This is a genomic window from Arthrobacter sp. NPDC058097 (assembly GCF_042884885.1).
Taxonomy (GTDB): domain Bacteria; phylum Actinomycetota; class Actinomycetes; order Actinomycetales; family Micrococcaceae; genus Arthrobacter.
In genome coordinates this window covers 90,526-111,394 of record NZ_JBHVSZ010000007.1, presented here as the reverse complement: position 1 = coordinate 111,394, position 20,869 = coordinate 90,526, and the positions used below count along the sequence as shown (strand labels likewise).

Below are 20,869 nucleotides of genomic sequence, written 5' to 3'. Positions count from 1 at the left end.
AGTGACGGAAACCGAAGTGACAGTAAACGCAGGAACTGCGCCGCAGGCCGCAGCATCCGCCCCCGCCGTCCTGGTGCTCGAAGACGGCCGCATCTTCCGTGGCCGCAGCTACGGCGCGCAGGGCACCGCCCTGGGGGAAGCGGTCTTCGCCACCGGCATGACCGGCTACCAGGAGACCATTACCGACCCGTCCTACGCACGCCAGCTGGTGGTCCAGACGGCGCCGCACATCGGCAACACCGGTGTGAACAGCGAGGACGCCGAATCCCGCCGCATCTGGGTTGCCGGCTACATCGTCCGTGACGCCGCCCGCCGCCCGTCCAACTGGCGGTCTGAGCGATCTCTCGACTCCGAGCTCGTCGAGCAGGGCATCGTCGGCATCCAGGGCGTGGACACCCGCGCCATCACCCGCCACCTGCGTGAGCACAAGACCATGCGCGCCGGCATCTTCTCCGGCGAGGCAGCCAAGGCCACAGACAAGGAACTCGTTGACGCCGTGCTCGCCAGCGAGCCGATGGAAGGCGCCCGGCTTGCCGAGGAAGTCAGCATCGACGAAGCCTACGTCGTGGAGCCCAAGGACCACGGCTGGGACGGCGACGCGCGTTTCAGCATCGCGGCGATCGACCTTGGCATCAAGGCCATGACGCCGGTCCGCTTCGCCGAGCGCGGCGTCCGCGTGCACGTGCTGCCCGCCACCGCCACCATCGACGACGTCAAGGCCGTCAGCCCCGACGGATTCTTCATGTCCAACGGCCCCGGCGACCCCGCCACCGCCGACAACCAGGTCAAGCTGCTCCGCACCGTCCTTGACGAGAAGCTGCCCTACTTCGGCATCTGCTTCGGCAACCAGATCCTGGGCCGCGCCCTCGGCTTCGGTACCTACAAGCTGCGCTACGGCCACCGCGGCATCAACCAGCCCGTCATGGACCGCCGCACGGGCAAGGTGGAGATCACCTCGCAAAACCACGGCTTCGCCGTCGACGCCCCGCTGGACGGCCCCACCAACGCCCCGGAAGAGCGGTACGGCCGGGTCGAGGTCAGCCACGTCAGCCTGAACGACGAGGTTGTGGAAGGCCTGGCCTGCCTGGACATCCCGGCCTTCTCGGTCCAGTACCACCCGGAAGCCGCCGCCGGCCCGCACGACGCCGCCTACCTCTTCGACCGCTTCATCGAGCTGATGGAAGGTACCCGGGACGGCCGCACGGCCAACCTGTCCAAGGAACCGGTGGACGCGCAGCACCCCGCCGATGCCCAGCAAGACGGTGCCCAGCAGAACACGACTGACAACAAGACTGAGGACAAGAAGTAATGCCCAAGAGAACTGACCTTAAGAGCGTCCTGGTCATCGGTTCCGGCCCGATCGTCATCGGCCAGGCCGCCGAATTCGACTACTCCGGCACGCAGGCCCTTCGCGTCCTCAAGGAGGAAGGCCTGCGCGTCATCCTCGTCAACTCCAACCCGGCCACCATCATGACCGACCCGGAGTTCGCCGACGCCACCTACATCGAGCCCATCACCCCCGAGGTGGTGGAGAAGATCATCGCCAAGGAACGCCCGGACGCCGTGCTGCCCACCCTGGGCGGCCAGACCGCGCTGAACACCGCCATCGCGCTGGACAAGAATGGTGTGCTGGAGAAGTACAACGTGGAACTGATCGGCGCGAACATCGCCGCGATCGAGCTCGGCGAGGACCGCGAAAAGTTCAAGGGCGTCGTGGAGCGCTGCGGCGCCGAATCCGCCCGCAGCCACATCATCCACACCATGGACGAGGCCCTGAAGGCAGCCGACGACCTCGGCTACCCCATGGTGGTCCGCCCGTCCTTCACCATGGGCGGCCTCGGTTCCGGTCTGGCGTACAACGAAAATGACCTCCGCCGTATCGTCGGCCAGGGCCTGCAGTACAGCCCCACCAGCGAGGTGCTGCTCGAAGAGAGCATCCTCGGCTGGAAGGAATACGAGCTCGAGATGATGCGGGACAAGAACGACAACGTGGTTGTCGTCTGCTCCATCGAGAACTTCGATCCCGTGGGCGTGCACACCGGCGACTCCATCACCGTTGCGCCGGCACTGACCCTCACCGACCGTGAATACCAGCGGCTGCGCGACATCTCCATCGCGGTCATCCGCGAGGTCGGCGTGGACACCGGCGGCTGCAACATCCAGTTCGCCATCGACCCGGCCACCGGCCGCGTCGTGGTCATCGAAATGAACCCGCGCGTGTCCCGCTCCTCGGCCCTGGCCTCCAAGGCCACCGGCTTCGCCATCGCCAAGATCGCCACCAAGCTCTCGCTCGGCTACACCCTGGACGAGATCCCGAACGACATCACGCAGAAGACCCCCGCCTCCTTCGAGCCGACGCTCGACTACGTGGTGGTCAAGGTTCCGCGGTTTGCGTTCGAGAAGTTCCCCGCCGCGGACAACACCCTCACCACCACCATGAAGTCGGTGGGCGAGGCCATGGCCATGGGCCGCAACTTCACCGAGGCCCTGCAGAAGGCGCTGCGCTCCCTCGAGCAGAAGGGCTCGCAGCTGGACTTCAGCTCCGTCCCCGAATGGGAAGTCCCGGAGCTCATCGAGAAGGCCAAGCGCCCGACGACGGACCGCCTGCACCAGGTGCAGCGCGCCCTGCTCGGCGGAGCCAGCGTGGAGGACCTCCACGAGGCCACCGAGATCGACCCCTGGTTCCTGGACCAGCTCCAGCTGCTCAACGAGATCTCCCAGGAGATCCGCCGCTCCGGTGCCCTGACCGAGGACATGCTCCGCAACGCCAAGCGGCACGGATTCTCCGACGAACAGATCGGCTCGCTGACGCACAACTCCGAGGCCGTTGTCCGCGGCGTCCGCCAGGCGCTGGGCATCCGCCCGGTCTACAAGACCGTGGACACCTGCGCCGCCGAGTTCGCCGCCTACACGCCGTACCACTACTCGGCCTATGACGAGGAGGACGAGGTTGCGCTGCACTCCAAGCCGTCCATCCTCATCCTCGGCTCCGGGCCCAACCGCATCGGCCAGGGGATCGAGTTCGACTACTCCTGCGTCCACGCCTCCATGGCGCTGCGCAAGGCCGGCTACGAGACCGTCATGGTCAACTGCAACCCGGAAACCGTCTCCACCGACTACGACATCTCCACCCGGCTGTACTTCGAGCCGCTGACCCTCGAGGACGTCCTCGAGGTCATCGCGGCCGAGGAACGCACTGGCGGCGTGATGGGCGTCTTCGTCCAGCTCGGCGGCCAGACCCCGCTGAAGCTGGCCCAGCAGCTGGCCGACGCCGGCGTGCCCATCCTCGGAACGTCGCCCGAGGCGATCGACCTCGCCGAGCACCGCGGCGCCTTCGCCCGTGTGCTGGACGAAGCCGGCCTGGTGTCCCCGAAGAACGGCACCGCCGTGTCCTTCGAGGACGCCAAGAAGATCGCCGACGAGATCGGCTACCCGGTCCTGGTCCGCCCGTCCTACGTCCTGGGCGGCCGCGGCATGGAGATCGTCTACGATGAGCCGAACCTGTCCCGCTACATCGCCAACGCCACCGAGATCACCGCAGAGCACCCGGTGCTGATCGACCGGTTCCTCGAGGACGCCGTCGAAATCGACGTCGACGCCCTCTTCGACGGCACGGACATGTACCTCGGCGGCATCATGGAGCACATCGAGGAGGCCGGCGTCCACTCCGGCGACTCCGCGTGCGTCCTGCCCCCTATCACCCTGGGCAACAACGTGCTGGAACGCGTCCGCACCGCCACCCGCGCCATCGCCGAGGGCGTGGGCGTCCGCGGGCTCATCAACATCCAGTTCGCGCTGGCCTCGGACGTCCTCTACGTCCTGGAAGCCAACCCCCGCGCCTCCCGGACCGTGCCCTTCGTGTCCAAGGCCACCGGCGTGCAGATGGCCAAGGCCGCCGCGCTGATCGGCACCGGTGTGACAATCGGCCAGCTCCGCAGCGCGTACAAGATGCTGCCGGAAACCGGCGACGGCTCCACGCTGCCAGTGGACGCTCCGGTCGCCGTCAAGGAAGCGGTGCTGCCGTTCAGCCGCTTCCGTACCCCGGAGGGCAAAGTCGTGGACTCGCTGCTCGGGCCGGAAATGCGCTCCACCGGTGAGGTCATGGGCATCGACAAGCACTTCGACACCGCGTTCGCCAAGAGCCAGGCCGGCGCCAACAACGCCCTGCCCACGGAAGGCAAGGTCTTCGTCTCCGTCGCCAACCGCGACAAGCGTTCGGTGATCATGGGCGTCAAGCGGCTCTCCGACCTCGGCTTCGAGATCGTCTCCACCGGCGGCACGGCCGACGTCCTGCGCCGCAACGGCATCCAGGCCACCCCGGTGCGCAAGGTGGCAGAGGGCAGCAGCGCCGAAGGTGAAGGCACCATCGCCGACCTCGTGGTCGCCGGCGAAATCGACATGGTGTTCAACACCCCGTCCGGCGGCGAGGCCCGCAGCGACGGCTACGAACTCCGTGCCGCCGCCACGTCCATCGGCATCCCCTGCATCACCACCGTGGCCGAGTTCAACGCCGCTGTCCAGGCCATCGAGGCGCTGCGCACCTACGCCTGGTCCGTGACCAGCCTGCAGGAGCACGCAGCAGCGCTCCTTGCGTCGCAGGAGGCCGCGCTGCAGAAGGCAGCCGCGCAGAGCCCGGCAGCGCAGAATGCCTGAGGCAGGGAACGCTGCCGCAGGCACCGGCCGGGAGCCGTTCGGCTCCCGGCTGGGCCGGGCCATGGCGGACCGCGGCCCGCTGTGCGTCGGGATTGATCCCCACCCTTCGCTCCTGGCCAGCTGGGGCCTGAACGACGACGTCGCCGGCCTGAGGCGCTTCTCGCTCACCGCCCTGGAGGCCGTGTCTTCGCTCGCTGCCGCGGTCAAGCCGCAGGTGGCGCTGTACGAACGGCACGGGTCTGCCGGCATGGCGGTCCTCGAAGAGGTTCTGGCCACTGCCCGGGACGAGGGCGTGCTGACCATCGCCGACGCCAAGCGCGGGGACATCGGGTCCACCATGGCCGCCTACGCCGACGCCTGGCTCAGCGACGACTCTGCCCTCGCCGCAGACTCCGTGACGCTCAGCCCGTACCTGGGGTTCGAGTCGCTCCGGCCGGCCCTGGATCTCGCCGCCCAGCACGGCCGGGGCGTGTTTGTCCTCGCGCTGACCTCCAACCCGGAGGGCGCCTCGGTGCAGCACGTCGGCGGCAGCGACTCCGTGGCGCGCCGGATTGTCCGGGCCGCCGCGGGGGAGAACGAACGGTACTCCAGTGCCCTCGGCTCGGTGGGCCTCGTGGTGGGAGCCACCGTGGGCACCGCGCTGGCGGACCTGCAGCTTGACCTCGGGGCCGTCCGCGGGCCGATCCTGGCCCCCGGCCTGGGCGCGCAGGGGGCAACTCCGGCAGACCTCCGGAGGACCTTCGGCGCCGCCTACCCCCAGGTGTTGGGAACGTCCAGCCGGGACATCCTCAAGGCCGGCCCCGGCATCCGGGAGCTGACCGAGGCGGCCCAGCGCACCCTCGCGGGGCTCAGGTCCGAATAGTCCATTGATTTCTCCGGCCGGCAGGGAGTAGGTTCAGGACAAATCCGTGGCTGCTCCAACGCCGCCGGCCGCGGATCCGTTGGCTGACCCCAGGGGAATGACCGTGAGCTTGCGACCCTTGTCACCGCAGGAACGTTCCGACGCACTCAGGAAGGCCGCGGCGGCAAGGGCTGCCAGGGCCTCGGCCAAGGAACGGCTCAAATCCGGAGAGCTGACCGTGGCCCAGATCCTGGACTCCGGCGGAACCGAGGAGGCCATAGCGCGGATGCGCGTTTCGGAGCTCCTCGAGGCCCTGCCGGGGATCGGGAAGGTCCGGGCCGCGGCCATCATGGACAGCCTGGGCATCGCCGCGTCCCGCAGGGTCCGGGGCCTGGGCATCCACCAGCGCCGGGCGCTGGTAGATTTTATGAACGAGAAATAGCTTTATCCGAACAGAGTCATCTGTAGACCGTCCAAAGGAATACGTGAGCAACAAACCCGGACTGACAGTCCTCGCTGGTCCTACGGCTGTTGGCAAAGGCACCGTGTCCACCTATATCCGCGACACCTACCCCGAGGTCTGGCTGTCCGTTTCGGCCACCACGCGGGCCCCGCGGCCGGGCGAGATCGACGGCGTGCACTACTACTTCAAGTCCAAGGAGGAGTTCGAGTCCCTGGTGGAGGCCGGCGAATTCCTGGAGTGGGCTGTGGTGCACGGGCAGAACACCTACGGAACCCTGAAGAGCACCGTCAACCAGGCCATCGCCGAGGGCCGCTCCGTGCTGCTGGAGATCGATCTGCAGGGGGCCCGGCAGGTGAAGAAGGCTGTTCCGGATGCCCAGTTCGTCTTCCTGGCACCGCCCAGCTGGGAAGAACTGGTCCGCCGGCTGGTGGGCCGGGGGACGGAATCAGCCGAGGAACAGCAGCGCCGGCTGGAAACCGGTAAAGTAGAACTTGCTGCTGAACCGGAGTTCGACCACACCGTCATCAATGACGACGTCCGCCGGGCAGCGGACGAGCTTGTTTCACTCATGGGGCTCACGCCGCATCCGCGCCAGTCGCAGACGCCGTCGGCCCGCTAGAAATTTGGAGAATTCGTGTCCACGAACCTTGAAGGCATCATCAACCCGCCGATCGATTCGCTGCTCGAGGCAGCCGATTCCAAGTACGGCCTGGTGATCTTCGGTGCCAAGCGTGCACGCCAGATCAACGCCTACTACGCACAGCTGCACGAGGGCCTGTTCGAGTATGTCGGCCCGCTGGTTGACACCAAGCTGAACGAGAAGTCGCTGTCCATCGCCCTGCGCGAGATCAACGAGGGCAAGCTGGTTGCCACGCCGATCGAAGCTGCAGAGTAGCCTCCGCAGAGTAAACAGACTGCCTGCTGACGGAGCTCACGTGCGCATAGTCCTCGGAGTCGGGGGAGGGATCGCCGCCTACAAGGTGGCATCGCTCCTCCGGCTTTTTACTGAAGCCGGCCATGACGTCACCGTCATCCCAACGGAAGCCGCCACCCGCTTTGTCGGCGTGGCCACGTGGGAGGCCCTGTCCGGAAACCCGGTGACCAACAGCGTCTTCGACGACGTCGACCAGGTGAAGCACGTCCGGCTGGGCCACGAGGCAGACCTGATTGTGGTGGCGCCCGCAACGGCAGACCTATTGGCCCGTGCGGCCACCGGCCAGGCCAACGACCTGCTCACCAACACGCTCCTGATGGCGAGCGGCCCGGTACTGTTCGCTCCCGCCATGCACACCGAGATGTGGCAGCATGCGGCCACCCAGGCCAACGTCGAAACTCTGCGCAGCCGCGGCGTGACGGTCCTGGAACCCGCCAGCGGGCGGCTGACCGGCAGTGACTCCGGGCCCGGGCGGCTGCCCGAGCCGGAAGCCATCTTCGACGCCGCGCTGGCACTGGCCCACGGGCTCCGGTCCGGCGCCGGGTTGCCCCTGGCCGGACGCACCGTGACCATCAGCGCCGGCGGTACCCGGGAGCCCCTGGATCCCGTCCGGTTCCTGGGCAACCGCTCCTCCGGCAAACAGGGCGTAGCGCTGGCCGCCGCCGCCCGCGATGCCGGAGCCACCGTCCGGCTCGTGGCCGCCCACATGGACGTGCCCGCCCCGTCGGGCGTCGAACTCATCGCCGTCGAAACGGCCCTGCAGCTCCGCGAAGCCATGCTGGCAGCGGCAGCAGGGTCCGACGTCGTGGTTATGGCGGCGGCAGTGGCCGATTTCCGTCCGGCGGAGGTGTCCGGAAGCAAGATCAAGAAACGGGACGACACCGCTGACCCTGTGGTCACGCTGGTCCGCAACCCCGACATCCTGCAGGAGCTTGTCGCGGTGCGCGACGCCGCCGGCAGTAGCCAGATCGTGGTGGGCTTCGCCGCCGAGACCGGCGACGAGCAGGGCGATGTGCTCTCCTACGCCGAGGCAAAGCTCAAGCGCAAGGGCTGCGACCTGCTGGTGGTGAACCACGTGGGCTCTGACAAGGTCTTCGGCCATGACCACAACTCCGTGGTCATCCTTTCGCGGGCCGGCTCCGAGCCCCAGTCAGCCTCAGGCTCCAAGCAGGAGGTCGCCGCCATTGTCATTGACCGGATCGGTTCCGAACTGAGCCGGGTGTTTCCGCGAACCTGACGGGCGTAAGCAACGTCTCCTTAGCATGGGGACACACGCTGCCGCCCCGCCGTTTGCCAACCAGTAAGGTAGTTGAGTGACTTTACCGCTGCACATTCCAGAATCCCACGGGTCCGCACCCGCCGCGCTTCGGCTCTTCACCTCGGAGTCGGTGACTGAAGGGCACCCGGACAAGATCTGTGACCAGATCAGTGATGCGATCCTGGACGCCCTGCTGGACAAGGACCCCGAGTCCCGCGTCGCAGTGGAGACCATGGCCACCACCGGCCTGGTTCACGTGGCAGGCGAAGTGACCACAGACGCGTACGTCGAAATCCCGCAGATCGTCCGCGAGACCATCCTCGGCATCGGTTACGACTCCTCCGCCAACGGCTTCGACGGCGCACGCTGCGGCGTTTCCGTGTCTATCGGCCAGCAGTCCAACGACATCGCCGGCGGCGTCTTCAACTCCCTCGAAGCGCGCGAAGGCCGCCAGGAGGACGACTATGACCTCCAGGGCGCCGGCGACCAGGGCCTCATGTTCGGCTACGCCAGCGACGAGACCCCCTCCTACATGCCCACGCCGATCTGGATCGCGCACCGCCTGTCGGAGCGGCTCACCGAAGTCCGCAAGAGCGGCGAACTCGACTACCTCCGCCCGGACGGCAAGACCCAGGCCACCATCGGGTACGACGGCGACCGGCCGGTTTCCGTGGAAACCATCGTGATCTCCAGCCAGCACGCCGACGGCTTCAGCCTCGACCAGCTGCGCGCAGACCTCGCGACGCACGTCATCGACCCCGTCCTCGCCCTCGCGGACCTGGACATTTCGCGCACCACCAACATCCTGAACCCGGCCGGCGCGTTCGTGATCGGCGGACCCGTGGGCGACGCTGGACTCACCGGCCGCAAGATCATCGTGGACACCTACGGCGGCATGGCCCGCCATGGCGGCGGCGCCTTCTCCGGCAAGGACCCGTCCAAGGTGGACCGCTCCGCGGCATACGCCATGCGCTGGGTTGCCAAGAACGTGGTGGCCGCAGGCCTGGCCAAGCGCGCCGAGATCCAGATCGCCTACGCCATCGGCCAGGCCCGCCCCGTGGGAACCTACGTCGAGACGTTCGGGACCGAGACCGTGGACCCGGCAAAGATCAGCGCCGCGATTGCCGAGATCTTCGACCTGCGCCCCCGCGCCATCATCGACGCCCTGGACCTCAAGCGTCCCATCTACGCCAAGACGGCCGCCCACGGCCACTTCGGCCGCGACGATCCGGACTTCACCTGGGAGCGCCTGGACCGCGTGGATGACCTGAAGGCGTACTTCAACGCCTGAGCCGTCTCCTCCACGTCCGCCAGCGCCGGGAATGTCAGACCCTTGTGATTGGCTGATGGGTAACCCAGGACGGAGGTAAGGCGCATGTCTGCAAACGGCATGTCTTCGCACCCAGCACCAGAACCCCTGCAGCTGTCACTGCTGCAGGGGTTCCCTGCCACGGCCAGGCCCGCCGGCGGACCCGCGCTGGCTGCAGTCCGGCCGGTGGCGCGCGTGCTCATCGAGTCCCCGCTGCCGCACCTGGACCGGCCTTTCGACTACAGCGTGCCCGCCGAACTGGATGACGACGCCCAGCCGGGCGTGCGTGTCCGGGTGAAGTTCAGCGGCCAGGAACTGGGCGGATACATTCTGGAACGGGTTGACGAGTCCGACGCCGGCCAGCCACTCGTTCCGCTGCACAAGGTCGTCTCGCCGGTTGCCGTGCTGAGGCCCGCGCTGCAGGAGCTCGCCGGACGTGTCGCCGCACGCTATGCGGGCACCGTCAGCGACGTACTCCGCGTGGCCATCCCGCCGCGGGTGGTCAAGGTGGAGAAGGAGCTCGCCGACGCGGAACCGGGCACGCCGTCCGCCGCCGATCATGACCTGTCCGGCTCCGGCTGGACCGCATCGCCTGGTTGGAACCGGTACCGGAACGGTTCCGCTTACCTTCGCCACCTTGCGTCTGGAGGCTCGCCCCGGGCTGCCCTCAGTGCGCTGCAGGGGTTTGGCCCGGACGGCTGGCCGCGGCTTGTCGCGGAGGCGGTGGCAGCGGTCAGGCAGTCCGGACGCGGCGCCGTCGTCGTCGTTCCCGACTACCGCGACCTGGACCGGGTCCAGGCAGCCCTCGAGGACATCCTGCCCGCCGATGACCTGGCGCGGCTGACGGCCGACGACGGCCAGACGCCCAGGTACCGCAGCTACCTTCGGATCCTCAAGGGATCGGCGGGCGTCGCCGTGGGCACCCGTTCGGCGGCCTATGCGCCCGTCCAAAACCTGGGACTCGTGGTGTGCTGGGACGACGGCGACGACCTCCATGTCGAACAGCGTTCCCCATATGCCCATACCCGCGAGGTGCTGCTGCTCCGTGCCGAGCAGGAGGGAGCAGCCTGCCTGCTGGCAGGGCACTCACGGAGCACGGAGGTGCAGCGGCTGGTGGATGTGGGCTGGGCAATGCCCGTGGAAGCCGACCGAACGGTGCTCCGGCGTACGGTTCCCCGGGTCCTGAACACGGCCGACAGCTTCGAACAGGAGCGCGACCCGCTCGCCCGGATGGCCAGGCTGCCGGGGGCCGCGTGGCGTACCGCCAAGGAAGGGCTGGAACGCGGCCCGGTCCTGGTGCAGGTTGCCCGTGCCGGGTACGCGCCGTCGCTGGCGTGCGAAACGTGCCGGGAACCCGCGCGCTGCCCGTCCTGCCAGGGGCCGCTCGCCATCGCCGGCAGCGCCGCCGTCCCCCAGTGCCGCTGGTGTTCGACGCCGGCACCGGCCTGGCGCTGCGTGCACTGCCACGGGACCCGGCTCCGCCGCGGTGCGGCCGGCGTGCTCCGCACCGCAGAGGAACTGGGCCGGGCGTTTCCCGGCAAAGCCGTGGTCACGTCCTCCGGCCAGAACGTCAAGGCCGCCGTGACGGACGCCTGCGCGCTGGTGGTGGCCACAGTGGGCGCCGAGCCCGTGGCTCCGGGCGGGTACGCGGCGGCGCTGCTGCTCGACGGCGACTCGCTGCTGCGCCGGGAGAACCTGCGCGCGGGCGAGGACGCGGTACGGCGCTGGTTCAACGCCGCTTCGCTGGTCAGGCCCGCCACCGAGGGCGGGATCGTCGTCATCACCGCTGACGACACTGCCGCCGTCGGCGCACTGCTGCGGTGGGACCCTGCGGGCTATGCCCAGCGGGAACTGGGGCTGCGCGCCGAGCTGCAGCTGCCGCCTGCGGTGCGGGTCGCCGCCGTCACGGGCGGCAGCACCGCCGTCGGCCATTTCACCGCCTCAGCCACGAGGCTCCTTGCCGCCGAGGGAGTGGAGCTGCGCGTCGCGGGACCGGCCCCGCTGCTGCAGACCGCAAACACTCAGGCGGCAGGCGTTCATGCAACGGGCACGGACAGCGTGGACGTGCGCACACTGCTGTTCATCCCGTACGCGCAGGCAGCCACCGTGACCAGGGTCCTTCGGGCGGCCAAGGCAGGAGGCGCCGCGAAACGCACCGAGGACCCGGTCCAGCTGCGGCTCGACGGCGTCGACGTGCTCTGACGCTTCGGTTCGGCGACGCTACTTGCGCCGCAGTGCCATGACCTCTGCCGCAACGTCCACCAGCTGGCGGGCGGATTCGTCCCAGCTGAACTGCTTAGCCCGCGCCACGGAGCGCCGCGAGACATCCTGCCAGTGCTGCCCGTCGCCCAGGCTGCGGACGGCTGCGGTGAACTCCGGCGCTGACTCGGTGGCTACGTAGGTTGCGGCGTCCGCTCCCACCTCCCGGAAGATCGGGATGTCGCTGGCGATCACCGGGGTGCCCAGTGCCATGGCCTCCACCAGGGGCAGGCCGTAGCCCTCGGCCTTGGACAGCGTAACCAGTGCGGTGGTGCGGTTCAGCAGCGCCGTGTATTCGTCGTCGGTCACCCCGTTGTGGAAAACAACGTTCGCTCCGGACGGGATCTGCGCCTCAAGCTCGGCGCGGCGGTGCGGGGTGATGCGGCTGAGCAGGTGGAGCGTGTAGTCAGGCAGTTCGGCCATGCCGGCCAACATGGTTTCGACGTTCTTGTAGGGCATGAACGAACCCATGTAGAGCAGCGTCTTCTCCGGTGGCGCTGCAGGATCGCGGGGGTGCTGGGCCGGCTGCGGAGCGTTGCTGACAATGCGCACCGGGCGGCTGGTCAGGCGGTACTTGGCCATCAGGGCCTCGGTGGTCCTGCTGATGGTGGCTACGACGTCGGCACGGTTCAGCAGCACGCGTTGGGGCCAGAACGCCTTGTGGTAAAGGCGCCACAGGATCCGGACCGGGGCGGGGAGGAAGCCCGGGGGAGCCGGGTGCTCATAGTAGATGAGGTCATGCAGGGTGAGGACCAGGCCGTACTTGCGTCCCCACGTGCCCATCGTCTGCATGGGGCACACCACCACGTCCGCCCCGAGCTGGTTGACCTTCCGGGCCACGAATAGTTCGGCGGGGGACAGCGGGCTGCTGATGAGCGTGTAGGGAACATCGGGAAGCAGGGCCAGTTGCCGGAGGTCGCTGATGAGCATGGACACATCGGCGATCTTGGAGACTGCGGCGATGAGGCTGGAGCCGTAGCGGCTGATGCCGTCATGGTGGTCCGTCCGGGTGAAACGGGCATCGATGACTATCTTCACGCGGGGTGGTCCTTAAGGAAGCGGCGGATGAATCCTGCGGCAGGCTCGGGCGTTTCGTAGTGGATCAGGTGGCCGACGCCCGGGATGACATCGAGCGTTGCGTCGGGGAGCAGACCGGCAAGCCGGTGCTGGTCGCGCAGCAGGGCGATTTCGTCCTTTTCGCCGGCGATGAGCAGCACGGGCAAAGTGAGCCCGGACGCAACCTCGGCCACGTTGCTGCTGACAGACGCGGTGAAGGATTCCAGCAGGCTCTCGCGGTTGGCGAACGCGCTGAAGTACGCGTGGTGCTGCCCGTGGATGAACCGCAGCAGGTCCTTGTCCTTCGTTTTCGCCATGGCCATGCTCATGACGCGCACGATGAGCGGGCTGCGGAGCAGAGCCAGGCCAAGGGCGCGGGGGAGCCGCGCCGAAAGACGGTAATACAGCACGGCCAGCCGGGTCATGAGGCCCTTGGGGCCTTCCAGCGCCGGAGCCGCAATGGGATTGACCAGGATCAGCGGCCGCACCGCCTCCGGATGGGCGGCGACGAAGTGGGCGGCCACGATGGAGCCGAATGAGTGGCCCAGCAGGACGGTTTCCGGTCCCAGCCCGAGCGCCGCCATGAAGTCGCTGATGAACCGGCCGTAGCGTTCCACACTGTGGGCACCGTCGGTGAAGGCCCCGGAGCTGCCAAACCCGGGAAGGTCCGGCATGATCAGCCGCATCTCCGGCAGCTGGTCGGCCACCCGCAGCAGGCCGTGGTGGTCGCCGCGGAAACCGTGGATGACCAGGATGGTGCGCGTGTCAGGCGTTGTCTTTTCCGGTTCGTACACCCAGTAGGCAATGTTGCTGCCTGCCAGCTGGACGGTGGATGAACGGGTGCGGGCGGCGAGCTCGCTGCTGATGAAGGCTGGTGCCGTTGCAGGCTCGGAGTCGGCTGTTCTCATCTGTTGGGGGAGTCCTAGTTGACGTTGTCGGGGTGGGAGCCGGTGCGGTGTCCGCGCTCCAGGGCTTCGATGTCCCCCATGTCCAGGGCTGAGAGCTCGAACCCGAAGACGTCCAGGTTCTCCCGGATCCGGTCCGCCGAGCTCGCTTTGGGGATGGTGATGTTGCCCAGCTGGATCTGCCAGCGCAGGACAATCCGGGCGGGGCTTACCTTGTGCTCCGCCGCCAGCGCGCCGATCACGGGATCCTCCAACACCTGCCCGCGGCCCAGGGGGCTCCACGCCTCGGTGCGGATTCCCAGGCCGCGGTGCTTCTCCCTGAGTTCGGCCTGCTGCAGCCACGGATGCAGTTCGATCTGGTTGACGGCCGGCACCACCTCGGCTGTTTCCATGAGCTGGTCCAGGTGCTGCGGCTGGAAGTTGGACACTCCGATGGCCCGCACCTTGCCCTCGCGGTACAGCATCTCCAGGGCGCGGTAGGTCTCCTGGAACAGGCCCCGCTTCGCGCACGGCCAGTGGATCAGGTACATGTCCACGTATTCCAGGCCGAGGTTGATCATGGACGTGTCGAAGGCCCGCAGCGTCGCGTCGTAGCCGTGGTCGTCGTTCCACACCTTGGTGGTGATGAAGAGATCCTCGCGCGAGGTGCCCGGGGCGGCCTCACCCGACCCGCCGGCGGTGGATTCCGTGGCGAACATGTCGACGAGCCCGCGCGCCACCCCGGATTCGTTCCCGTACATGGCCGCCGTATCGAAATGGCGGTACCCGGCCTCCAGGGCAGTCGCCACCAGGTTGGCGGTTTCTTTGGGCGGAACCTTGTAAAGCCCGAAACCCAACTGGTCGATCAGCACGCCGTTGTTCAGGCTGAGCCGGGGTGAGGTAGTCATGGATACGACTCTACCGATACCGCGCCGCGCCGCGGGTGAGCGGCAGGCGCTGTTTCAGCCCCGGCCGGCAGCCGCGGCCCAGGAAGACGTTCAGCCCCAGCAGAGGCAGAAGGGGTGGCCGGCGGGGTCCGCGTAGACCTGGAAGCCCTCGGCGGAGGTGATGTCCTCCGCCGGCTTCAAGAGGCGTGCACCGAGGGAGATCGCCTCGTCATGGGCGGTGGCGACGTCCTCGACGTAGAGGTCGAGGTGGATCTGCTGCGGGTTCCCGTCGGGCCATTCCGGCGGCACGTGGTTCGGCGCAAGCTGAAAGCCCAGCCGCGGGTTCCCATCGACGCTGACCGTGTGCCAGTCATCCTCGGCATCCACGGTGCCGCCCAGCAGGCCGGCCCAGAAGGTGCTCTCGGCGGGAAGGTCGGCGGCGTCGAACACAACGATCTGATGGGTGATTTTCATGGGGTCATCCTTGCATGCACGCGCTGATTTTCCGAGAGCATTCCACCGGTTTCCGGCGGAACTGACGATGGCAGGCTTCTGGGGATGCACGGCAATTCCGCGAAAAAAGTGTGTGGAGCCGGTGCGGCGCTACGGGTGGGAATAGCATGATCCGGGTCCGCACCGGCATAGTTAAGCTCTTGGGCTTGCGCTTGTGGGTACAGTCACCGCATGAATGCAGGACGGAAACGAACAGGGGCTTGACTTGGCAGGGAATGCAACCTTCCGGCACAGCAACACCGCGCTGATGTCGGTGAGCAGTGTCGAAGCTCCGAGGATCGTGAGTTCTACGGAATTTGACCGGAGGCTGGCTTCGACCCTGCAGCGGCTGAGGTTTCCGCCCCGGCTGCTTGAGCGTGTTGCCGGCATCACCCACCGCCGCTGGTGGGCTGACGGGACATCGTTCGATGATGCTGCGGTTGAAGCCGGTGCGAAGGCTTTGGCCGAGGCCGGAGTCGAACCGTCCGACATCGGCCTGCTGATCAACACATCGGTCACGCGGCGCAACCTGGAACCGTCCGTCGCGGTAAAGATCCACCACGGACTCGGCCTGCCGTCGTCGGCCATGAACTTCGACCTGGCCAACGCCTGCCTCGGATTCGTCAACGGCCTGACCCTGGCGGCCAGCATGATCGACTCCGGCCAGATCAAGTACGCGATGATCGTCAACGGTGAGGATGCCGAGGCAACGCAGGAGGCAACCCTTGCCCGGCTGCAGCGGCCCGAGACCACGCGGGAAGACTTCAACCGCGAGTTCGCCACGCTCACGCTTGGATCCGGGGCTGCCGCAGCCGTCCTGGGCCCGGCGGACAAGCACCCCGGCGCGCACCGGATCGTTGGCGGCGTGATGCGGGCCGGCACCGAGCACCATGAGCTGTGCGTTGGCGGCATCGACGGCATGGCAACGGACACGAAGGGCCTGCTCGATGGCGGCCTGCAGCTTGTGGTCGACGCCTGGCATGAGGCACAGCCGGAATGGGACTGGGGCTCGATGGACCGCTACGTCACGCACCAGGTCAGCAATGCCTATACGAAGGCCATCATCAACGCGATCGACCTGGACCCGGACAAGGTTCCGATCACGTTCCCGCACTGGGGCAATGTGGGCCCGGCCTCACTCCCGATGACCCTCGCCGCGGAGGCTCAGGCCCTTGAAGCCGGCAACCGCGTGCTGTGCATGGGCGTCGGTTCAGGCCTGAACACCGCCATGATGGAAATCGTTTGGTAGCCGCGGACTGGCCCGGCGTCGACCCCGAGTGGTCGCGGGAAATCGCTGTTTCCTCTACTTCGGCCGCCGATGAGCCCGGAACCGTACGCCGCTGGCACCTGCTCGACAACGCTGCCCAGCTCGCCCGCCGGGGGCTGACTCCCGCCGGCACGCTGCTGTGCGTCCACGGGAACCCGACCTGGTCCTACCTGTGGCGGAGCCTGCTGGCCGCGGGATCGGACCCCGCGCATCCGTGGCGCGTGGTGGCGGTGGACCAGCTGGACATGGGGTTCTCCGAACGCACCGGCACCTTCCGCCGCCTTGCGGACCGGATCAGCGACCTGGGTGACCTGACCGACGCACTGGGCCTGGACGGGCCGGTCGTTACGGTCGGCCACGACTGGGGCGGCGTGATCAGCCTGGGCTGGGCCCTGGCGCATCCTCAGCAGCTCGCCGCGGTGGTGCTGACCAACACCGCCGTCCACCAGCCCTCCGGTTCAGGAATTCCGCCGGCCCTGCGGCTTGCCCTGCACCCCGCCGTGCACGGGTGGGGAACCACGACGTCGGACGCCTTTCTTCGGGTCACGCACTCGCTGGCGAACCCGCCGCTGACCGCCGATATCCGGAAGGCCTACATGGCGCCCTACCGTGGTTATGGCCGCCGTGCCGGCGTGGGGAACTTCGTTGCGGACATCCCCGTGGATGCTTCCCACCCCAGCTTCCCGGCGCTCAGCGGCGTCGCCGAAGGGCTGCACGGGCTGAAGGTTCCGGCCCTGATGCTCTGGGGTCCGCGCGACCCGATCTTTTCCGACCGGTACCTCAAGGACCTCATCACGCGGCTGCCGCACGCGAAGGTGCACCGCTTCGAGGGAGCCGGCCACCTGGTTGCGGAAGACCGGGACATCGCCACCCCCGTCTTCGAGTGGCTCGCCGGCCTTGGTGGGGACAGCGGACCTCACCTGCAGGAGGGGACAGAAGCGGGGGCCGACGGCGTCCAGCCCCTTTGGGGGCCACTCACCGAACTGGCGGCAGGAGCCGCCGGCGGGGACACCGCCGTCGCCGAAATGGACGCCGACGGCAACGTCGCCCGCCGGCTCAGCTGGCAGGAGCTGGAACGGAGCATCGCAGCCCTCGCGGCGGGGCTGCGCGTAGCCGGGGTGGGGAGCGGCAGCCGGGTGAGCCTGATGGTTCCCCCCGGAGCGGACCTGACCGTGGCCCTCTACGCCTGCCTGCGGCTCGGCGCGGTGGTGGTCGTGGCCGATGCCGGCCTGGGAACCCGGGGCCTGAGCAGGGCCGTCAAAGGGGCCACCCCGGATTTCCTCATCGGCATCGACAAGGCCCTGGCGGCTGCCGCCGTGCTCGGCTGGCCGGGGCGGCGGATCAGCGTGCAGGATCTCCCGGCGGCCCGCCGACGAATCCTCGGCGCCGAAACCTCCCTTGCCGCCCTTGCCCGGCGTGGTTCCGGCCTGAGCCCGGAGGCGCCGTCGCCCGTGCCCGGCCCGGACGCCGAGGCCGCCGTGCTCTTCACCTCCGGTTCCACCGGTCCCGCGAAGGGCGTGCTCTATACCCACCGACAGCTGGGTGCGATGCGGGATACGGTGGTGGAAACTTTCGGGATCCGTTCCGGTGCCCGGCTGGTGGCGGCCTTCGCGCCGTTCGCCCTGCTGGGGCCCGCACTCGGAGCTGTTTCGGTGACGCCGGCCATGGACGTCACTGCGCCACGGACCCTGACGGCCCGCGCGCTGGCGGACGCCGCGGCGGCCATCGACGCAACGGTGGTTTTCGCCTCGCCCGCGGCGCTGCGCAACGTCGTCGCGACCCAGGACGGACTGAGCCAGGCCGGACACGGGGCCTTAGGACGCGTGGAGCTGCTGCTCTCCGCCGGGGCGCCCGTCCCCGAAGCCCTCCTCGCCCAGGTGCAGCGGCTGCTGCCCCAGGCTTCGCTGCACACGCCCTACGGGATGACCGAGGCGCTGCCCGTGACCGACATCAGCCTCGGAGGGATCCGCGAGGCGGAGGCCGACGCCGCGGCGGGCACAGTGCCGGGGGCCGGCAACGGCGTTTGCGTGGGCCTGCCGGTGCACGGAGCCCGCCTCGCCGTCGCACCATTGGCGGCGGACGGTTCCGCGCCCGGGAACGAAGCGGTCACGGAGGCGGGCGTGACCGGCGAGATCCTCGTCAGCGCCCCGCATGTCAAGCAAGCCTACGACCGGCTCTGGCTGACCCAGCGCCAGAGTGTCCGCACGCCCGGCTGGCACCGCACCGGCGACGTCGGGCACTTCGACGCCGCCGGCCGGCTCTGGGTGGAGGGGCGCCTCGCCCACATCGTGACGGCGCCCGGTGCCGTGGTGACGCCGGTGGGCGCCGAGCAGGCCATCGAACGCCTGGACGACGTCGGTCTGGCCGCCGTCGTGGGGGTCGGTCCGTCGGGGACGCAGGCCGTCGTCGCCGTCGTCGAGACCGTACCAGCTGCCCGCAAAGCCGGCCCGGCTGCGCCGCACCTTGCCGGGCGCGTCCGAGGGGCGGCTCTTGAGGCGGGCGTCAGTGTCTCCGCCGTGCTCGAAGTCCCGGCACAGCCCACCGACATCCGGCACAACGCCAAGATCGACAGGACGCGTCTCTCCCGCTGGGCGTCACGGGTGCTGGCCGGCGGCCTGCCGGGACAGCCATGAGGGTCCTCGTTACCGGCGCAAGCGGGCTGCTGGGACGGGAGGTGGCCCGGCTACTGGTACGCCAGGGCCACGCCGTGACCACGTTCCAGCGGCGTCCGTCAGGAGTCGACGGCGCTGCGGACTTCTGCGGGTCAGTCACGGACGATGAAGCGCTCCGGAGGGCAGTGGACGGCGCTGAAGGAATCATCCACCTGGCCGCAAAGGTCTCCTTTGCAGGCCGTGCCGCGGAGTTCGACGAGGTGAACGTCGAAGGGACCCGGCGCCTGCTTAGTGCCGCCCGGGAGGCCGGGGCACGGGACGTGGTGTATGTCTCGTCCCCGTCCGTGGCCAACTCCGGCGCCGCCATCGCCGGGCTGGGCGCGGAACCGGCTGACCCCCAGCGTGCGCACGGCGACTACTCCCGCACCAAGGCCGAGGCTGAGCTGCTGGCACTGGCTGCGGACGCTCCGAAGTTCCGGGTCGCAGCGGTCCGCCCCCACGTTGTCTGGGGGCCCGGCGATACCCAGCTGGTGGAACGGGTCCTCGCCCGCGCCGGCCACGGCCGGCTGCCGCTGCTCGACGCAGGTGCGGCACTGATCGACACCACCTACGTGGACAACGCCGCCTCGGCGATCGTCGCCGCGCTGCACCGGATGGAGCACATCCACGGCCGGGCGCTCGTCGTCACCAACGGCGAGCCACGCCCGGTTGGCGAACTGCTGGCGGGCATTTGCGCTGCAGGGGGCGTCGCCGCACCGTCGTGGACTGTGCCGGGCGGGGTGGCCCGGGCGGTTGGCGCGGTGGTGGAGAAGTTCTGGACCTGGGCCGGGCGGAACGAGGAACCGCCGATGACCAAATTCCTCGCCGAGCAGCTCTCCACCGCCCACTGGTTCGACCAGCGCGAGACCCGCGAACTCCTCGACTGGACGCCCGCTGTCTCCCTGGACGAAGGGTTGGCAAGGCTGGCCGAGCACTACCGTTCCCGGCCGTTCAGCCCCCGCCCTCGAAGCTGACGAGCCGCCGGGCCGAGGCCTCATCGAGGATCAGGTCGGTAGCCAGCCCGGCCACCAGCGCGCCGCGGAGCCCGTTGATCTTGGACGCCCCGGACACCACGCAGATCCGCCGGCGAACCTGGCGGAGCTGGGCGAGCGACGGTCCGGTGGAGCGTTCGTTCAGCGTGATCCCGTCGGAGGAGCCGTCGCCGCGGAAGAACACTGTGGCCACGTCCCCGACGACGTCCGACTCCGCCAGCGTGACCAGGTCGTCCTCGTCGAGGTAGCCGCCGGCGTACACGTGGCTGGGGTAATCGGCGTCCACCGAGCCCACGCCGAAGATCGCGATGCTCATGCGGGACTGCAGGTCCAGGATGCGCTGCACGCTCCGCTCATTCCACATCGCGGTCTTCGTCGCCGCGTGGTCAAAGAAGGCAGGCACGGGAAACTGTTCAACCCGGGCCCCGTAGGCGCTGCCGAACCGCCGCATGATGTCGCTGGCGTAGGTGATCCCGGTGGTCTGCATATTGCCCGCGCCGTTCAGCTGCACCACCACGCTGTCGTGGGTGATCTTGCGCGTCAGGTGCCGGCTGACCGCGCTGAGGGTGGCGCCCCAAGCCACGCCGATGATGGCGTTTGAGTCCACCAGCGGGCCGATGGTGCGCGCCGCCTGCATTGCGACGCGGTCCAGCGTCTCCGCCTCGTTCAAGGTGTCCAGCACTGGCACCACGTGCACATCCACCTTGTACTGCGCCCGAATCAGACGCTCCAGTTCAGGGCCTGTGTCCAGCGGACTGCGGATCTGGATCTGTACCAGTCCTGTGTCCCGGGCCGTTGAAAGCAGCCGGGAAACCGTGGAACGCGAGGTCCGCAACTCCCGCGCGATGGCGTCCATGGTCAGGTCCTGCATGTAGTAGAGCTGGGCCGCGCGCAGCGCGTCGGAATGTCGGGGACGGGGCATG

General features: G+C 68.6%; 17 protein-coding genes. 12 read left to right on the top strand and 5 right to left on the bottom strand.

Translation table 11 applies throughout. From position 1 onward, the window contains the following. Position 1: 1 nt before the first annotated feature. From carA to ACFVTE_RS13455, 9 genes are all read left to right on the top strand, one after another. A complete protein-coding gene (carA, locus tag ACFVTE_RS13495) occupies positions 2 to 1,309 on the top strand; it encodes a glutamine-hydrolyzing carbamoyl-phosphate synthase small subunit (RefSeq protein WP_387101134.1) in 1,308 nt (435 codons plus the stop codon). Next, entirely contained in the window at positions 1,309 to 4,653 is a 3,345-nt protein-coding gene (carB, locus tag ACFVTE_RS13490; RefSeq protein WP_387101132.1) for a carbamoyl-phosphate synthase large subunit, read from the top strand. Before carA ends, carB begins: the two co-directional genes overlap by 1 nt. Continuing rightward, positions 4,646 to 5,515 carry an orotidine-5'-phosphate decarboxylase gene (gene pyrF, locus ACFVTE_RS13485; protein WP_387101130.1) on the top strand — a complete coding sequence of 290 codons (870 nt, stop codon included), beginning with the start codon at positions 4,646 to 4,648 and terminating at the stop codon, positions 5,513 to 5,515. Before carB ends, pyrF begins: the two co-directional genes overlap by 8 nt. A gap of 97 nt (positions 5,516 to 5,612) precedes the next feature. Beyond that, entirely contained in the window at positions 5,613 to 5,936 is a 324-nt protein-coding gene (gene mihF, locus ACFVTE_RS13480) for an integration host factor, actinobacterial type (protein ID WP_043418338.1), read from the top strand. Between the two features lie 43 nt (positions 5,937 to 5,979). Next, positions 5,980 to 6,576, top strand: a complete 597-nt coding sequence (gene gmk, locus ACFVTE_RS13475; RefSeq protein ID WP_387101128.1) for a guanylate kinase — start codon at positions 5,980 to 5,982, stop codon at positions 6,574 to 6,576. 15 nt (positions 6,577 to 6,591) lie between these two features. Beyond that, positions 6,592 to 6,852: a DNA-directed RNA polymerase subunit omega gene (rpoZ, locus tag ACFVTE_RS13470; protein WP_387101127.1), complete on the top strand. Its 261-nt coding sequence runs from the start codon at positions 6,592 to 6,594 to the stop codon at positions 6,850 to 6,852. 40 nt (positions 6,853 to 6,892) lie between these two features. Further along, positions 6,893 to 8,128 (top strand): bifunctional phosphopantothenoylcysteine decarboxylase/phosphopantothenate--cysteine ligase CoaBC, encoded by a 1,236-nt coding sequence (gene coaBC, locus ACFVTE_RS13465; protein WP_387101126.1) that lies wholly within the window; start codon positions 6,893 to 6,895, stop codon positions 8,126 to 8,128. A 76-nt stretch (positions 8,129 to 8,204) separates the two neighbouring features. Then, complete coding sequence (gene metK, locus ACFVTE_RS13460; protein ID WP_387101124.1) at positions 8,205 to 9,440, top strand: methionine adenosyltransferase; 1,236 nt, start codon at positions 8,205 to 8,207, stop codon at positions 9,438 to 9,440. A 99-nt stretch (positions 9,441 to 9,539) separates the two neighbouring features. Beyond that, positions 9,540 to 11,660, top strand: coding sequence for a primosomal protein N' (locus tag ACFVTE_RS13455; RefSeq protein WP_387101123.1), 2,121 nt, complete (start codon positions 9,540 to 9,542; stop codon positions 11,658 to 11,660). 18 nt (positions 11,661 to 11,678) lie between these two features. Here the strand turns inward: ACFVTE_RS13455 and ACFVTE_RS13450 are convergent, their stop codons facing one another. From ACFVTE_RS13450 to ACFVTE_RS13435, 4 genes are all read right to left on the bottom strand, one after another. Next, positions 11,679 to 12,755 (bottom strand): glycosyltransferase family 4 protein, encoded by a 1,077-nt coding sequence (locus ACFVTE_RS13450; RefSeq protein WP_387101122.1) that lies wholly within the window; start codon positions 12,753 to 12,755, stop codon positions 11,679 to 11,681. Next, positions 12,752 to 13,681, bottom strand: coding sequence for an alpha/beta fold hydrolase (locus tag ACFVTE_RS13445; RefSeq protein ID WP_387101120.1), 930 nt, complete (start codon positions 13,679 to 13,681; stop codon positions 12,752 to 12,754). The genes ACFVTE_RS13450 and ACFVTE_RS13445 overlap by 4 nt, the downstream gene beginning before the upstream one ends. A gap of 14 nt (positions 13,682 to 13,695) precedes the next feature. Then, on the bottom strand, positions 13,696 to 14,565 hold the full coding sequence (locus tag ACFVTE_RS13440) for an aldo/keto reductase (RefSeq protein ID WP_387101118.1): 870 nt from the start codon (positions 14,563 to 14,565) through the stop codon (positions 13,696 to 13,698). Between the two features lie 90 nt (positions 14,566 to 14,655). Next, positions 14,656 to 15,018, bottom strand: a complete 363-nt coding sequence (locus ACFVTE_RS13435; protein ID WP_387101116.1) for a VOC family protein — start codon at positions 15,016 to 15,018, stop codon at positions 14,656 to 14,658. A gap of 244 nt (positions 15,019 to 15,262) precedes the next feature. On the opposite strand from ACFVTE_RS13435, the gene ACFVTE_RS13430 reads away from it, so the two are divergent. The 3 genes from ACFVTE_RS13430 to ACFVTE_RS13420 are packed head-to-tail and all read left to right on the top strand — an operon-like array spanning position 15,263 to position 19,928. Further along, a complete protein-coding gene (locus ACFVTE_RS13430; RefSeq protein WP_387101114.1) occupies positions 15,263 to 16,285 on the top strand; it encodes a 3-oxoacyl-ACP synthase III in 1,023 nt (340 codons plus the stop codon). Beyond that, complete coding sequence (locus tag ACFVTE_RS13425; RefSeq protein WP_387101113.1) at positions 16,279 to 18,936, top strand: alpha/beta fold hydrolase; 2,658 nt, start codon at positions 16,279 to 16,281, stop codon at positions 18,934 to 18,936. Before ACFVTE_RS13430 ends, ACFVTE_RS13425 begins: the two co-directional genes overlap by 7 nt. Further along, the gene (locus ACFVTE_RS13420) at positions 18,933 to 19,928 is read left to right on the top strand and encodes an NAD-dependent epimerase/dehydratase family protein (protein ID WP_387101112.1); all 996 of its coding nucleotides are present in this window, start codon (positions 18,933 to 18,935) and stop codon (positions 19,926 to 19,928) included. The genes ACFVTE_RS13425 and ACFVTE_RS13420 overlap by 4 nt, the downstream gene beginning before the upstream one ends. Here ACFVTE_RS13420 and ACFVTE_RS13415 read toward each other — a convergent pair. Beyond that, positions 19,906 to 20,868 carry a sugar-binding transcriptional regulator gene (locus ACFVTE_RS13415; RefSeq protein ID WP_387101110.1) on the bottom strand — a complete coding sequence of 321 codons (963 nt, stop codon included), beginning with the start codon at positions 20,866 to 20,868 and terminating at the stop codon, positions 19,906 to 19,908. The two genes, ACFVTE_RS13420 and ACFVTE_RS13415, sit on opposite strands and share 23 nt — an antisense overlap. Position 20,869 lies beyond the last annotated feature (1 nt).

Coding starts and splice junctions, on each gene's coding strand:
- carB (WP_387101132.1), top strand. CDS start 1,309: ATGCCCAAGAGAACTGACCTTAAGAGCGTCCTGGTCATCGGTTCCGGC.
- pyrF (WP_387101130.1), top strand. CDS start 4,646: ATGCCTGAGGCAGGGAACGCTGCCGCAGGCACCGGCCGGGAGCCGTTC.
- mihF (WP_043418338.1), top strand. CDS start 5,613: ATGACCGTGAGCTTGCGACCCTTGTCACCGCAGGAACGTTCCGACGCA.
- ACFVTE_RS13455 (WP_387101123.1), top strand. CDS start 9,540: ATGTCTTCGCACCCAGCACCAGAACCCCTGCAGCTGTCACTGCTGCAG.
- ACFVTE_RS13445 (WP_387101120.1), bottom strand. CDS start 13,681: ATGAGAACAGCCGACTCCGAGCCTGCAACGGCACCAGCCTTCATCAGC.
- ACFVTE_RS13440 (WP_387101118.1), bottom strand. CDS start 14,565: ATGACTACCTCACCCCGGCTCAGCCTGAACAACGGCGTGCTGATCGAC.
- ACFVTE_RS13435 (WP_387101116.1), bottom strand. CDS start 15,018: ATGAAAATCACCCATCAGATCGTTGTGTTCGACGCCGCCGACCTTCCC.
- ACFVTE_RS13420 (WP_387101112.1), top strand. CDS start 18,933: ATGAGGGTCCTCGTTACCGGCGCAAGCGGGCTGCTGGGACGGGAGGTG.
- ACFVTE_RS13415 (WP_387101110.1), bottom strand. CDS start 20,868: ATGCCCCGTCCCCGACATTCCGACGCGCTGCGCGCGGCCCAGCTCTAC.